Source organism: Microcoleus sp. Pol17C6 (genome assembly GCF_036701145.1).
Classification (GTDB): domain Bacteria; phylum Cyanobacteriota; class Cyanobacteriia; order Cyanobacteriales; family Microcoleaceae; genus Microcoleus.
In genome coordinates this window covers 33276-49104 of sequence record NZ_JAUBQH010000038.1, presented here as the reverse complement: position 1 = coordinate 49104, position 15829 = coordinate 33276, and the positions used below count along the sequence as shown (strand labels likewise).

9 protein-coding genes are annotated in these 15829 nt (G+C 47.4%); 4 read left to right on the top strand and 5 right to left on the bottom strand.

Translation table 11 applies throughout. The features are described 5' to 3' along the window. Nucleotides 1-116 precede the first annotated feature (116 nt). The 4 genes from QUA25_RS19030 to QUA25_RS19015 all read right to left on the bottom strand — a co-directional run bounded on the left by QUA25_RS19030 (nt 117) and on the right by QUA25_RS19015 (nt 3133). Nucleotides 117-893, bottom strand: a complete 777-nt coding sequence (locus tag QUA25_RS19030) for an SDR family oxidoreductase (RefSeq protein ID WP_333040493.1) — start codon at nt 891-893, stop codon at nt 117-119. A 33-nt stretch (nt 894-926) separates the two neighbouring features. Next, complete coding sequence (locus QUA25_RS19025; protein WP_333040491.1) at nt 927-2018, bottom strand: alpha/beta hydrolase; 1092 nt, start codon at nt 2016-2018, stop codon at nt 927-929. 84 nt (nt 2019-2102) lie between these two features. Then, on the bottom strand, nt 2103-2582 hold the full coding sequence (locus tag QUA25_RS19020; RefSeq protein ID WP_333040489.1) for a cyclophilin-like fold protein: 480 nt from the start codon (nt 2580-2582) through the stop codon (nt 2103-2105). Between the two features lie 47 nt (nt 2583-2629). Next, nucleotides 2630-3133 carry a (R)-mandelonitrile lyase gene (locus tag QUA25_RS19015; RefSeq protein WP_333040487.1) on the bottom strand — a complete coding sequence of 168 codons (504 nt, stop codon included), beginning with the start codon at nt 3131-3133 and terminating at the stop codon, nt 2630-2632. Nucleotides 3134-3424: 291 nt separating this feature from the next. Between QUA25_RS19015 and QUA25_RS19010 the strand changes: the two genes are divergently transcribed. Then, a complete protein-coding gene (locus tag QUA25_RS19010; protein WP_333040486.1) occupies nt 3425-4375 on the top strand; it encodes an AraC family transcriptional regulator in 951 nt (316 codons plus the stop codon). Nucleotides 4376-4595: 220 nt separating this feature from the next. Here QUA25_RS19010 and QUA25_RS19005 read toward each other — a convergent pair whose 3' ends face one another. Beyond that, a complete protein-coding gene (locus QUA25_RS19005; protein ID WP_333040485.1) occupies nt 4596-7127 on the bottom strand; it encodes a vWA domain-containing protein in 2532 nt (843 codons plus the stop codon). Between the two features lie 212 nt (nt 7128-7339). Here QUA25_RS19005 and QUA25_RS19000 point away from each other — a divergent pair, with 212 nt between their 5' ends. From QUA25_RS19000 to QUA25_RS18990, 3 genes are all read left to right on the top strand, one after another. Continuing rightward, the gene (locus tag QUA25_RS19000; RefSeq protein WP_333040483.1) at nt 7340-8326 is read left to right on the top strand and encodes an AEC family transporter; all 987 of its coding nucleotides are present in this window, start codon (nt 7340-7342) and stop codon (nt 8324-8326) included. Between the two features lie 169 nt (nt 8327-8495). Then, complete coding sequence (locus tag QUA25_RS18995) at nt 8496-13913, top strand: AAA family ATPase (RefSeq protein ID WP_333040482.1); 5418 nt, start codon at nt 8496-8498, stop codon at nt 13911-13913. 542 nt (nt 13914-14455) lie between these two features. Beyond that, a partial coding sequence (locus tag QUA25_RS18990) for a calcium-binding protein (protein ID WP_333040480.1) occupies nt 14456-15829 on the top strand: 1374 nt, incomplete at its 3' end.

Sequence of the window (15829 nt, the reverse complement as noted above, 5' to 3'; positions counted from 1 at the left end):
GTCGCTAATGTCGCCTACCGCCTGCGGGGCGATATGAGTCATCGCCGTTAACGGCAGTGGCGATGGCGATCGTGCTTTTTTGTCGTGCGGTTAAGGTTTGATTAAGTTGGCGACGATTACTGCACCGTTTGTCCACCGTCGATGACCATAGCGTGTCCAACCATGAAGGCAGCCGCGTCCGAACACAGCCAAACAACTGCCGCAGCGATCTCCTCAGGCTTGCCCATCCGTCCGATCGGCTCCTCCGCAATTACCTGCGCTCGCCCTTCGTCCGTGCCACCAGTGAAGCGACCCATCATTGGGGTGTCGATGTAGCCGGGACAGACGGCATTGACGCGGATATTCTGGGCGGCGTAGTCGAGGGCTGCCGCCTTGGTGAGACCAATTACGCCATGTTTCGCGGCAGTGTATGCGGGGCTGCCCTTGATGCCGATGATTCCTGCCCCCGATGAGGTATTGACGATCGCGCCACCACCCTGTTTAAGGATCAGCGGGATCTCGTGCTTCATACACAGGAAAACGCCGCGCAGGTTGATGTCGATGATCCGGTTCCACTCTTCTTCCTCGTACTCTGCGGTCGGAGCCGGATTCCTCGGCTCGATGCCCGCGTTGTTGAAGGCGAAGTCCAGCCGCCCGAAAGCCTCAACGGTCTTGTCCAGAGCCGCTTTCACGTCCTCGGCTTGCGTCACGTCGCACTTAACGGCGATCGCCTGTCCGCCCTGGTCTTCGATCAGGCGTACCGTTTCTTGATTGCCTTGTTCTGAAATGTCAGCAGCTACGACCTTAGCGCCTTCACGGGCAAACGCCAGTGCCGCCTCGCGACCAATGCCGCTTGCTGCTCCGGTGACAAAAGCCACCTTATCTGTGAAGTTTCCATTCAAATTGGATACCATATTTTCTCCTGTATTAAAACGACAGTTTTTCGCTTACCGACTGAGGTGCTGATTGAAAAATGACTGAAGCTTGTCCCACGGGATAAGGTTCACCCGATCGTACAAATCGACATGGCCAGCGTTCGCAACGATGTAGAGTTCCTTTGGTTCGGCTGCGCGTTTGTAAGCATCTTCACTGAACTCCCTAGAGTGTGCATCTGCGCCCGTGATGAACAGCATGGGACGAGGCGAAATCGTCTCAATGTCATTGAACGGGTAGAAGTTCAGGAATTTGACGTTACTGGTCAGTGTCGGATGGGTTGTAAGTTTCGGCGACGAACCTTCGGGGGTGTATTCGCCCCTGGGAGTGCGGTAGAAGTCATAGAACTCACGCTCAATAGCGGTGGAGTTCTCATTCAGTTCATGCACGGTTCCGCTTGTGTATTTGGTCTCGCCGCCCGTGAACTCCATATAGCGTTGCTCAGCCGCCTCTGCGATGGCTTGCTTCCTCTGTTCGAGGGTCGCAGAATGCCTCAGCCCGTTACGGCTAGCCGCACCCATGTCATACATACTGACCGTCGCAATAGCCTTCAGGCGCGGGTCGATCTTGGCGGCGCTGATGACGAAGCTGCCACTGCCGCAAATCCCGAGAACGCCAATCCGGTTCCTATCAACGAATGACTCGGTGCCCAAAAAATCGACCGCAGCACTGAAATCTTCGGCATAAATATCCGGCGAAACAACGTTGCGGGGCTGCCCCTCACTCTCACCCCAGAAGGACAAATCGAGGGACAACGTGACGAATCCCTGCTCAGCCAGCTTTTGGGCATACAGATTTGAGCTCTGTTCTTTCACTGCGCCCATTGGGTGCCCGACTATGATTGCGGGATTCTTCGCGTTCCGATCCAAGTTTTTGGGAATGAAGAGATTCCCGACAACTTGCATATTGTATTGGTTTTTGAACGTAACTCTTTGCATGGTCACTTTGTCACTCTGATAGAAGTTGTTCGCCCCCTCGACTACAGCGGACTGCTGCGCGAGTGCTTGGGGGTTCTTACCCGATACGTGTGTTTTGTCGAGTGCAAATGCCGCCGCTGTAAAGATTGCACTCATCAAGAGGGTTGGTATTAAAATGCGGTATTTCATTGAGTTCTCGATAAGTGTGGGTTTATCTAGCAGGTTCGCTTCGGTTCGATAGTCGTCGCAAGCCGTTTCATTTCCGTACCCTCTTTATTGCGATCGCAGCTCGATCGTCACTTCTACAGAACCAGGCACATTCAATGTCTCGATGTCACCGTCAATTTTTCCGAGAATAACCAGTCCGTTTGAGTAGCCAAAATCGTTGTAATACATCGCCAAATTCCCCCAGGGAGCGTAATAAGCAATATCTCCAACCGCAGGATCACTGCCTGGAGGGGCATCTTTTGTAGATAATCGTCTTGGCAAATTACTAATTTTTTCGGTGTTCGCGTGGTCTTCCAGCGTCAGCGTTAATGGCAGCAGGGAAATAAAATCCTGAGTGGTTTTGCTGTCAATCAACGTCGCTGTAATGACTTTGTTTCCGACCTTGATGTTTATCTTCATCCTGTTTGGCTGCTCGGTTGATAGTTCAGTTGGCATTTCTGACGGGGCGCTGCTAGGCATCCTGTTATCGGCACGGCAGGCTGAGGAACTCAGGGACATTGCTAAAGCGAGAACCAAAATCAGCATTCGCTTCTGACCGTTTTTTCTTTTAGTGGGAAACCCTCTCAAAAGCATCAGGATCTCCCTTCATACTGCTCGTCGCTGACCTGTTCCATCCAGTCCACAGGGCTACCGTTGAGCGCCTCGTGAATGGCAGTATGAGTCATGGCTGTAGTGGCTGTAGCTCCGTGCCAGTGTTTCACACCTGGTGGAATCCAGAGGACATCGCCAGGTCTAATCTCCTGAATTTGACCGCCCCACTGCTGAACCCAGCCAATTCCAGCCGTCACAATGAGGGTTTGCCCCAAAGGATGAGTGTGCCATGCGGTGCGGGCACCAGGCTCAAAGGTGACACTTGCGCCAGATGCGCGTGACGGCTCGTGCACCGGAAAAAGAGGGTTGATGCGTACAGAACCCGTGAAATATTCGGCAGATCCTTCAGTGGAAAGCTGCGAACCGTTCCGCGTGATTTCTACGGTCTGTGGGCGCTCGCCAGATGAGACTTGTGTATGACCTGCCTGTGCAAACCCCAAAGCCAATAAGGAAAATGTCATGACAGGTATCGTGAGCCGTTTCATTTTCGTTCCTCCATGTTTGTGCTTAGTCATGCAAAGCTTGACCACAGCGACCAATGCCTGCCGTGGATTTGATGATGCTTCTCGTGCGATCGTGAGAAAGCTTGACCAAACAAATTTGAGTTTTCTCTTGAAGAGAAATCCAGACGCTTACAATTCGCCGGAATCGTTTTTCATTGCTTTAGCCTCATTCTAAGAATCCTCAAGGGCAAGCAATAGAACGATCGTCTAAGATTGTTGTACAATCCTGCAAACTTAGAAATTAACGCTGCCAAAACGAGTGAAAAGTCCGCTATGGAGTTAATGAACGACCAGCAGGCAAAGCGCGAGGCAGATAGAGCGCAAGCCCACAGAGACGAACTGACCGAGCGGATTGCACGGGCGATTCGTCAAGATGGGACGATCGAGCCGCTCAAAGGATTGCACTTCTACCGCACCTCCTTTCCTTCGGAATGCGTTCATAGTGTCTCGATTCCTTCCTTTTGTGTCATTGCTCAGGGCAGCAAAGAAGTGCTGCTAGGCAGCGATCGCTACCAGTACGATCCGATGCACTATCTATTGGGGACGGTCGAACTACCGATTGCCAGCCGAATTCTAGAAGCAACCCAGGAAAAACCGTACCTGGGGCTTCGTCTGGATCTCGACCCCACCCTGGTTGGCTCAGTCATGGTTGAGGCAGGCTATCCCTCAGCTCAAAGCGAGGCTAGTGTCAAAGCGATCGATGTCAGTCCACTGGATACCAATCTGCTAGACGCTACGGTGCGATTCGTCAGGTTGCTCGATTCCCCTGCTGAAGCTCATGTTCTCGCACCCCTGATTAAGCGAGAAATCATTTATCGACTGCTGATGGGATCGCAAGGCGATCGGCTGCGTCAAATTGCTGTTCTGGGTGGCTCTACCCACCAAATTGCTAGAGCAGTCGATCGACTTCGTAAAGACTTTAACCAGCCGCTTCGGATTGAAAGCATCGCACGAGAGCTTGGAATGAGTGTATCGAGCTTCCACCATCACTTCAAGTCTGTCACTGCCATGAGTCCCTTGCAGTTCCAGAAGCAACTGCGGCTCCAGGAAGCTCGCCGTCTGATGCTGGGGCAAAACCTTGACGCTACCAGTGCAGCCTACCGTGTGGGTTATGACGATTCCTCGCACTTCAACCGAGAGTACAAGCGGCTCTTTGGTATACCACCGATGCGCGATATGGAGCGGCTGCGAGAAGCTGCTAGGGAGATTGCGAGTTCAAAATGATCTCCTCAAGATCCCCTAATCAGGCCAGAAATCGCTAAAACGCAGTTATAGTTCCCGCTATCATATAAATAGAAAATCATCTTGCGATCGCTCTGTTAATAATTTCCACCAACTGATGCTGTAAAGCAGTCTACTCTCAGCAAACTCTCCGGCGTGGATTCGATCGCACTTTAAATAAAAATATTTGAGCAAGGTGGGCAAATAATGCCCACCAGAATTCCTACTTACCTACCGTGAAATACTCATTCTTAGCATACACGCTAATAATGCAGTCGCCGACTTCAAAAAACATCCCCTCTTGCTCATCTTTAGAAAATTGCAAGTTGCCGTATTTAGAATTAATTTCCTCAGCAGTCGCCGCTTTTGCCTCCATTTCATCCGGTATAAGTCCGGTAGAACCGATATAGAAAACCAGCGGTGAAACTTTTTCCCTGTAAACTTTTTCAGCATAAGCTTCCAGTCGCTCATTCGCATTAGCTAAAGCAGCGACAAACTCTTCTCGCTTGACATCTTCTCCCTGCCATTTCGCTTGCAAAAGGCGCAGCAAACTATCTGCACCAACTTTTGATAAAATAGCGGTGACAGTGCCGTTATTCTCCAACCCCAGAAACTCATCGAAAATCAGTTTCATCAAGTCGTCAACTTTGGTGATTTTTGTTCGGGATGACAGCGTTTTGTGTGCGAAGACAACAGGCTCATCTAACGTGATGTCAAATGTCGGTTTTGCTAGCTTTTCGCCCGTGTTTTTGTGGTAAACTTCATAAAGGCGATCGAGAAATTTGTTGGCCGAGTGCAATTTGCCGAAGTTGAGGATGTTTTTGCTGCCGATGTCGATTTTGTAGCTGACTCGCGAATCTACTGAACCGTTGGCGATCGCACTTTTTAAATCTGTGTATTCCGTCGTTGTCGGAAAATTGATGTAAAGGTTTTTTGACAGATAATGCTGTTTCAATTCTTCCAATTGTTCCGATGTGTAAGCCTCGGATTCCTCCTTCAAATGAGCCGAGAGAATGCTAGAGAGAATTTTGATTTCTGCCAGTTCCTCAAACACTCCGTCAAGGCTGCCGTAACGCCCGTCAAAAGGCACGAGTGGCAAAGTCTCTAACTTTATATCGTACTCTGAACGGAAGTCAAATTCTTGCACGGGCGAACCGTCTTTTTCAAGAACACCGCATTTTTTGAGCAAATCAAACACTGGTTTGCTGCTGATTTTGGTTCGCAGCGACTTAATATTAACTTCGCCGTCGCTGACAATAGTATAATTGTTGAAAGTATTGAGGTCTGTAACTAGAATTCCCGCCACTTCTGCGATAAAAGTTCCATCCTCAACTTTTACCAGCTTAGCTTTTCTGGTAATCAGCATATTGATGGTAGCGGTATTTTGATTGATGGCAAATGAACCCATTTGCACGTATTCCCCACCATCTAAGAATTCAGTTTTCAGCCAAGGCTTGACAAGGTTGCCGTTTTCGTCTCGCTTTCCCTCAATTCGCTTCAAACCTTTTCGCTGATAATTTTCTTGCAAGTGTTTCAAGTTAATGATGATGCTGTTGCTGTTTTCCTCCAATATCTTGATTAACTCTAGCAGGGAAATTTTATCGCTGACTTTTACCCGATCGCCAATTTCATGATTTTTCAACACTTCAGGCGCAAAAACAGCCTGTTCCAAATCTTCGGTAAACTCGGCTATTTGGGCATTTGTCAAAGCTTTAGCGTGTTTTTCCGTCAAAGTAGCATCGAAGGTGCTCGCCAGCGCATACTTAGCCGTATTTAAATTGCCGTCAGCGAGGTTAGCTTTCGCAAAAGCAAACACCGACTCATCAGTTTGAGCAACGGGAACATCTAGTTTCTCATACTCATCTTTGGCGACTTTCTGATATTTGTAAAACAGTCCCCCATCCTCTGCTTTCAAGCCGCAGATTTTCAGCGTGCTCGATGAACCGTTGATTTTTTTGCCGCTTTTGGAAACAAAAACTTGATAATCGTATTCCTTAATTAACGGTTCTTCCAGCGGAGGTGCCACCGAACTGCCTAACAGTTTTGTGCTGTCGTAAAGAGCATCGTAAACCATTTTGACTTCGCCAGCGCGGATGCAATTTCCCGATAATGTGTTGGCGATTTTGGAGAGCAGTTTGAAGTCAGCAGAGGCATAGGATATCGTGTTGGCAAACACATCCATGTCTTTGAGTTCTTCGCAAATTTCCCCTAATTTTGCAGCTTCCGAATTGGCACTGGGGTCATTTGCATAGCCGTCTGTGTGCAAATTGATCGCTGTCATTTCTCCCGCTTTAACCAGAGATTTAGCGAGTTGCATCGACTGCGATATGCAGGTACAGCCAGCCGTGTTGATTTTTTGAATTTCTTTGATGTATTGAGAGTCAAACTTCAGCACTTCTTGAATGTGAATTCGCTGGAAGTGACAAATTACGTCCCCCTTGTCAGCATAGGAAATCAGGCTGACAATTAGCTGGTAATTGTTGTATTCGTCTAAGGTCAAAAGCTTGATTAGGGTTTCTTTCAGCGGTTCTAAGTCATAATACATTGAGCCGGAACGGTCGATGATGATGATGCTGTGAGCGACGGATTTTTCTGGGATATCGCCTGGTGTTCTTTCTAAATTAATGCGATCGACTAGATAGAATGCCTTTGCGTTTCCGGCAAAATTGTAGAGGGTAAATTTGGTGCGAGTATTGGAGGCTGCTTGGCTGCTGGAACTTTTGACTTGAGACGATTGTTTTGCTTGCCGTGCCATAGTTGTCACCTATGTTGATTTATTCCTCAACTTCATCATGACACGCGCTTCTGTGGATGTCAAGGGCTGTCGAGAAAATTATCTGCGAGGTTGAATAACCATTAATATTTAGCGCTGCGCTGCAAGGGAAAACTGCGGCGGTAGGGTAAATGTGGGCTTTTTTGGCAAAAGTAGTGGATGTGCGTAAATATTTAGTAAATATTTAGTCAATCATGCTTTATTTAGAAAATCCGCTGCTCAAACTTTATCTAAATCTGATCGGATGGGTAGCGTTCGGATTTATTCTCGGCCGCCTGCTACCGAGAAGCTATTCTACATATTTAGCCAAGTTTCTTTTCTTCTTGGGCACGCCCTTGAGCATTGTTGCTTTTATCCGCCGCGCCAATTTGTCGGGTGCTATTTTGATTGCGCCGCTGATAGCTTGGGCGGCAATTCTAGCAGGTGGAGGACTCGCTTGGATTTTGATAAATTTCGGTGTCGGCGAGGAACGTTTCAAGACTCTTAATCCGATCGCCCAAAATAGCCCGGAACACACCAGCGCTTGGAGTTTGCCCACTCAAGGCAGCTTCTTATTAGCAACGATGGTTGGTAATACGGGTTTTTTAGGCATTCCCGTCAGCTTGTCCTTATTAGGCGCGGAACACTTTGCCTGGGCGTTGTTTTACGACTTGCTAGGCACTACCGTGGGAATGAATATACTGGGAGTTGCTATTGCTTCTCACTGCGGTAAAAGCGATCGCAGTCAGAGTTGGTTAAGCCCGCTGCGGGCAATTTTTCAGAATCCGGCACTGTGGGCTTTTGGTGTAGGATTTGTCTCGCGCAGCTTGCCGCTGTCGGCACCTATCGAAGAATTGTTAACAACAGGCGCTTGGACTGTAATTACTTTAGCTTTAATTACGATCGGGATGCAGTTGAGCAAGTTGAATTCCTTGCACAACCTCAAACAAGTTTTGGCTTGTCTGGCGATTAAAATGTTGTTAATTCCCTTGGTAATTGGCACGGGATTAACGTTTTTTGGCATCGCGGGCGCGCCGCGACTTGTGCTAGTGCTGCAAATGGCAATGCCTCCTGCTTTTGGTACTACATTGCTGGCAGAAGCTTTCAATCTCGATCGCGAATTAGCCGTAACTGCGATCGGCATCGGCTGCGTTAGTTTATTATTCACTATTCCAATATGGATGAGGCTATTTAATTTTTAATAAAAATAGGAATTGCTCAGTTTTTAAACTACCTTACTTCAGTGATCCCCATCACAAACATGGAGCGATATATGTCATCTTGATTTAAAATAACAATCACGGGACTTAAAAACTGTATGGGCTTCTGCTAATGTGGAAATAGCCCGCTGAGGACGGGAAGAATAAAAGTATGACAAGTATAAATTTTAGATTGACAGGTTATCAAATTCTCGATCGCATTTACTCGGGAACTCGCACCCGGGTTTATCGAGCTTTCCGGACTGGCGACAAACAGCCCGTCGCCATCAAAGTCTTGCGGAACCAGTATCCCAGCTTCAGCGAACTGGTGCAATTTCGCAATCAGTACACGATCGCCAAAAACCTCCACTTGCCCGGAATCATCGAAACCTACAGCTTGGAAACCTACCAAAACAGCTATGCGTTGGTAATGGAAGACTTTGGGGGAATTTCTCTGAAGGAATGGAGGCAACAACGAGAAACGGGGCCGACTCTGATCGAGTTTTTGCAAGTGGCGATCGACCTGAGCAATATATTAGATATACTCTACCGCCACCGGATAATTCACAAAGACATTAAACCCGCCAATATTTTAATTCATCCCCCAACAAAACAAGTTAAACTTATTGATTTTAGCATAGCATCTTTGCTACCAAGGGAAACTCAAACCTTGATCAATCCTAACCTGCTGGAAGGAACACTCGGCTATTTGTCTCCCGAACAAACTGGAAGGATGAATCGCGGCATAGACTACCGGAGTGACTTTTACTCTTTGGGCGTGACTTTTTACGAATTGCTGGCGGGACGATTGCCGTTTCAATCCAACGATGTGATGGAATTAGTACACTGTCATATTGCGAAGCAACCACCATCACTGCATCAAATCAATCCTGAAATCCCGCCCCTACTCTCGGAGATTGTCAGCAAATTAATGGGGAAAAATGCCGAAGACCGCTATCAGAGTGCGTTTGGGCTGAAATTCGATTTAGAATGTTGTTTGGAGCAACTTGAAGAAAACGGTAGGATAAAGAGTTTTGCGATCGCGCAGAGGGATGTTGGCGATCGATTCATTCTACCAGAAAAACTCTATGGTCGCGAAACTGAAGTAAAAACCCTACTCGAAGCCTTTGATCGCGTCAGTAGTGGCACAACTGAAATGATGCTAGTAGCTGGTTTTTCGGGGATTGGGAAAACTGCAATTGTGAATGAAGTTCACAAACCAATTGTCCGCCAGCGCGGCTATTTTATCAAAGGTAAATTTGACCAATTTAACCACAACATTCCTTTCTCAGCTTTTGTGCAAGCATTTCGAGACTTAATGGGACAATTGTTGAGCGAAAGTGACGAAAGGTTGGAAAATTGGCAAACTCAAATATTCCAAGCACTGGGGGATAACGGTCAAGTCATTATTGAAGTAATTCCCGAACTCGAAAGAATTATTGGCAAACAACCACCCGCACTGGAATTATCAGGAACTGCGGCACAAAATCGGTTTAATTTGCTTTTTCAAAACTTTATTAAGGTGTTCACAAAACCAGAACATCCCCTGGTGATGTTTTTGGATGATTTACAGTGGGCAGATTCCGCCTCGCTGCGGTTAATGCAACTGCTGGTTACCGAGTCGGAAACCGGCTATTTATTAGTAATTGGTGCCTACCGAGATAATGAAGTATTGGCAGCACATCCGTTGATGCTGACATTGGATGCAGTGGTCAAAGGTGGGGCAACGGTGAATACTATTACCCTGGAACCGTTGAGTTCAACAAGTCTAAATCATTTGGTTGCTGATACGCTCAATTGCGATCCATCTTGGGCAATACCGTTGGCCGAGTTGGTGGCACAAAAAACCCAGGGAAATCCCTTTTTTGCAACCCAGTTTCTCAAAGCACTGCATCAGGATGGGCTGATTGAGTTTGACCGGCTTGCTGGTTACTGGCAGTGCGATATTGTTCGAGTTCGGGAAGCAGCGCTGACGGATGATGTGGTGGAGTTTATGGCGTTGCAGTTGCAAAAATTGTCGCCAGCGACTCAGAATGTGTTGAAGTTGGCTGCTTGTGTTGGGAATCACTTTGATTTGGGGACTTTGGCAGTTGTTTCCGAGCAATTGGAAACGGAAACAGCGGCGGATTTGTGGAAGGCTTTGCAAGAGGGGTTAATCCTGCCTGAAAGTGAAATATACAAGTTTTATATGGGGCGAGAAAGACGGGAAGAGACCGAAAATTCGGAGGTGGTGAATTACAAGTTTTTGCACGATCGCGTTCAGCAAGCTGCCTATTCTTTAATTCCTGAACAAGAGCGAGCGCGTGCTCACTATCAGATTGGACAATTGCTGCTCCAGCAGATTTCATCTGCTGCTATAGAAGAGCAAATTTTTTCAGTTGTCAATCAGTTGAATTATGGTATTGCGCTGATTGAAGACCAAACACAACGTGATGATTTGGCACAACTAAACCTCACGGCTTGCCGCAAAGCCAGAGCCGCTACTGCTTATCAAGCTGCTCGCGAGTATGCTGCGATCGGGCTAAATTTGCTTGGAGAGAGCGCTTGGCAACGACAGTACGAGATGACCTTGAACTTGCACGAAATAGCCGCCGAAGTGGCTTCACTCTGTGGCGAATTTGACCAGATGAATCAGTGGATTGACACTGTGATTGATCATACCAGAACTCCCGTTGAGCGAGTGAGCGTTTACATCGTCCAAATTCAGGCATTATCGTCCCAGAACAAGTTTTTAGAAGGAATTGCTATCGGTTTGTTGAGTCTCAAAGAATTAGGGGTAGAATTGCCCGATAGCCCTACATCAGAAGATATTCAGCAAGCAGTGCAGGAAATTAATAGCTCGATAGGCGATCGACCTATTGAAGAGTTATTCGATCTGCCAGCGATGGTGGATGCCCAAAAACTGGCCACGATGCAAGTGGCGGCAAGTATTGCGACAGCTTGTTATCTGGCTGGTTCGCCTTTGTTTGCGCTGGTGACTGCCTTACAGGTAAATTTATCTATCCAATATGGCAACAGTCGTACTTCAGCTTATAGCTATAGCTGCTATGGAATGTTTCTCAACAACTTTCTACAAGAGGTGACGGTAGCCGATCAATTTTGCCGATTAGCTTATCGTCTTGGCAGTAGCCCGGAGGCCAAAAATATTCGCTCTGCAACTTTTGCTGCGATCGGATTCTGTTTGTACCATCGCAAATCGCATTTGCGGGAAACCCTCCCCATTTTTCAGGCAGGCTATCAAGTCGCATTAGAAACAGGAAATTTAGAGTTTGTCGGGTTGAATGGGCATGGATTTTGTCTGCATTCCTACTGGTGCGGTCAACCTTTGGCAGAACTCGATCCCCAAATTCGGGCATACCGTCAGCAATTACTCGACCTTAACCAACTAACGACGGCAAATTATTGTTCGATTTATTGGGAAACAACGCTGTTTTTATTAGGTAATCCAAACAATTTTGAGATTTCCTTTGAGGAGGAAGGCTATGAGGAGAAGCTGCTTTCTCAGTCGCTTGCCTCTAACGATTTGTACCGACTCTGCAGCTTCTATCTGTACAGGGCGACCTTGAGATTCCTGCTGGGAGACATTGCTCGGGCCTCCGTAGATGTTGATCGAGCAAGAGAGTATATAGCGGGAAGCGCAGGAATTACTTCCGAAGCTGGTTTATATTTCTATGACTCACTCATAGCCCTTGCCACTCCTGAGTCCGAGACGCAGTTAGAAACTTCGTTGCAACGAGTTCAGGAAAATCAAACTTCGTTGCAGCATTGGGCAGAACACGCCCCCATGAATTATTTGCATAAGTGGCAGTTGGTAGAAGCAGAGAAATACCGAGTTGCCAGACAGAGGGCAGAAGCTATTGAAATGTACGATCGCGCGATCGTCGGAGCGAAAGAAAACGAATACATCCAAGAAGAAGCTCTCGCTAACGAACTAGCAGCTAAATTTTACCTCGACTGGGGCAAAGAAAAAGTGGCGCAAGCTTATATGCAAGAAGCCTACTACTGTTATGCTCGCTGGGGTGCGAAAGCCAAAATTGATGACTTAGAAAAACGCTATCCCCAACTTCTTGCTCCCATATTGCAGGCAATAGAAAATCGTTTTGTAATCCGCGAAACCCGCCTCCACCCAATCAATAAGTCGTCAATTTTACCTCAAAGATTTCAAACAATTATATCGAGCAGCAACAGTATTTACGAAACCCTCGATTTCGCGGCTATTCTCAAAGCCTCCCAAACTCTCTCAAGTGAAATTAAATTAGAAAAATTGCTGGCTGGACTAATGTCTGTGGTGATGGAAAATGCCGGGGCAAAAAAAGCAGTTCTGCTGTTGCTTAAGGATGGGAATCTCGCGATCGAAGCTGTAGCCTCCTTCAATCAAGATGTCATCTCAATATCTGTACCACTGTCAGCCCGCGACGAGTTTCCCTCTGCTGTGGTCAACTATGTTAAGCGGACTTGGAAAACTGTGGTTTTCGATAATGCAGCAGTACAAAACGATTTTATTGCCGATCAGTATTTGATGGAGAAAAAGCCCAAAAGTGTGCTGTGTGCGCCAATTTTAAATCAGGGTAAATTAATCGGGTTGCTATATCTAGAAAATAACTTGACAATTGGTGCATTTACAGAAGATCGCACTGAAATTATCCAACTTTTGTGCGCCCAAGCGGCTATCTCTATAGAAAATGCTCGATTGTACCAGCAATCTCAAGCTTATGCAGAAGAATTAGAGCGATCGCTCCTTGATTTGCAGCAAGCACAGTTACAGATCGTGCAAAGCGAAAAAATGTCCGCCTTGGGCAATCTCGTCACAGGAATAGCCCACGAAATCAATAATCCTGTCGGCTTTATTAGCGGCAATATTGAGGAAGCAACCACCACGCTAAAAGATGTGATTTCCCACTTAAAATTATATCAAGAAAAACTGCCAAATCCAGGCGAGGAAATCGAAGAAGATGCGGAGGATATTGATTTAGAGTATGCCTTAGAAGATTTGCCAAAGATGCTGTTGTCGATGAAAGTGGGGTGCGATCGCATTCGCGGCATTAGCACCAGCCTCCGCACCTTCTCCAGAGCCGATAAAGACTACAAAGTTCCCTTTAATATCCATGAGGGCATTGACAGCACCATCTTGATTTTGAAACACCGGCTCAAAGCCAACGAACACCATCCCGCGATCGAAGTCGTCACAGACTACGGCAATCTCCCGCCAATCGAATGCTTTCCCGGTCAACTGAACCAAGTCTTTATGAACCTGCTTGCTAACGCGATCGATGCCCTAGAAGAATCAAACCAAGGACGCAGTTTCCAGGCTCTTAAAACAAATCCATACTGTATCACAGTTCGTACCAGTCAGTCGGATGATCGGCACATCAAAATTCAGATTGCCGATAACGGTGCGGGCATGACAGAAGCCGTGAAAAAACGGATTTTTGACCATTTGTTCACAACGAAGGCAGTAGGAAAAGGCACCGGGTTAGGATTGGCGATCGCCCGCCAGATTGTAGTCGAAACCCACGGCGGAACCATTAATGTGAATTCAACTTTGGGGGGAGGGAGTGAATTTGAGATAGTGTTACCTATTCGCAAATAAAAGTTGACTGTTGACTGTTGACGGTTGACTGTAGAAGGAGGGGTCAAAAAAATGAAAATTGCGCGAATTATTTGTTGGCATCGGGATTCGACTTTACGCCCGACTTTTGAAGTAAGGATTTGATATCATTCCGGCCTGACTGCCGGAATTGATATGACAGAGGACTATCATGATTTGGAACACGGGCTTACAGTTCCATTCTTGTTTCAAAGTGGTATCAGAAGTAAAAAAATGAGGAGGAGGAAGAATGAAAAAGGTTATTCATTTTTCATTCTTGCTGATTTCGTTTGTCGAGTTTGAGTTCTTTGAGTGCGATCGACTAATTTCTATTTGAAAAAATCCCGAATAACTCAATTAGATTGCCGATCGGGCATTATACCAGCCCCGATCGCAACTGGGGACACGGGCAAAACTTCCCGCGTCCCTGCGCCAGATTGCCAAAATCTCAATTATGCTAACCTAGGCAAGCAGCAATCCCTTGTCACGAAGGCGATTAACCTAATTTCAAACAATTTATTTTATTGAGGACCGGTGTATCCCGTATGGCAAACCTGATCGGCACAGACAGCAACGACTTTATTCTAGGAACTCCGCTGGGCGATCGAATTCGCGCCTTAGATGGCGATGACACGCCCCTGGGTGCGGGAGGAGATGACACCCTAGAGGGCGACGGTGGCAACGACCAGCTTCTTGGAGGTGACGGATCAGATTCGTTGCTTGGCGCTGAAGGAAATGACGAACTCATTGGCAACCAAGGTCGCGATTTTGCTTCCGGCGGGAACGGCGACGACTCGATTCGCGGCGGTTTGGGCAACGACCTCCTCGAAGGCAACGACGGGATAGACAGCGTGGTGGGAGATGCAGGGGACGACTTAGTTAGTGGCAACGCAGACTTTGATGTGATTGCCGGCGGTACTGGCAACGACACCCTCACAGGGAATGACGGCGACGATTCCGTGTTCGGCAATGCTGATGATGACTTTCTCTACGGGAATGCGGGGAACGATTCTCTCAACGGCGGTAGCGGCAGGGATCAACTGTTGGGCGGTGAGGGCAACGATTACTTAAGTGCCAGCGACGGTGACGACACTTTGTACGGCAATGCCGCCAACGATTCGCTCTTCGGAGATGCTGGTAATGACCAGATATTCGGTGGCAAGGCTGACGATACAGTTTTTGGCGGCACCGGTTCCGATACCCTTCGCGGCGATGAAGCCGACGACTCGGTACTGGGAGATGAAGGTAATGACTTCTTGTTTGGCGGCAAAGGTAATGATGGTATCGACGGCGGTTTAGGCGATGACTCCTTGGCAGGAGGTATCGGCGACGATACCATTTTGGGCAGTTTCGGCAATGACAATTTATTTGGAGCAGAGGGTAATGATTCTTTGATCGGAGGTGAGGGTTCAGATACTCTGACTGGTGGCAGCGGCAGCGATGTTTTTGGATTGGGAGCCGGGCCTGGTAGTCTGGCTTTAATTACTGATTACAATGACACAGAGGATTTCTTTGGACTGCCGAGCAATTTATCTTTCGCTCAACTGCAAGTTCGGCAAGGTAACGGTGCCAATGTCAGGGATACAGTAATTACGACGCTCGACGGCAAGCTTTTAGCAATTTTGATCGACACTCCGGCGGCGCTGATCGAGGCGAATGATTTTATCGCTGTGACTGGGACGGTTACTACCAGGCCAACCACCATTACCACTACAACTACAACTACAGTTACAAGCACAAATACAGATCCAACTCAACCTGCAACTGCAACTACAGAGTCAAGTTCAACTACAGATTCAATTCCAACTCCGCCTCCTACTCCAACTCCGCCTCCTACTCCAACTCCGCCTCCTACTCCAACTCCGCCTCCTACTCCAACTTCGCCTCCTACTCCAACTTCGCCTCCTACTCCAACTCCG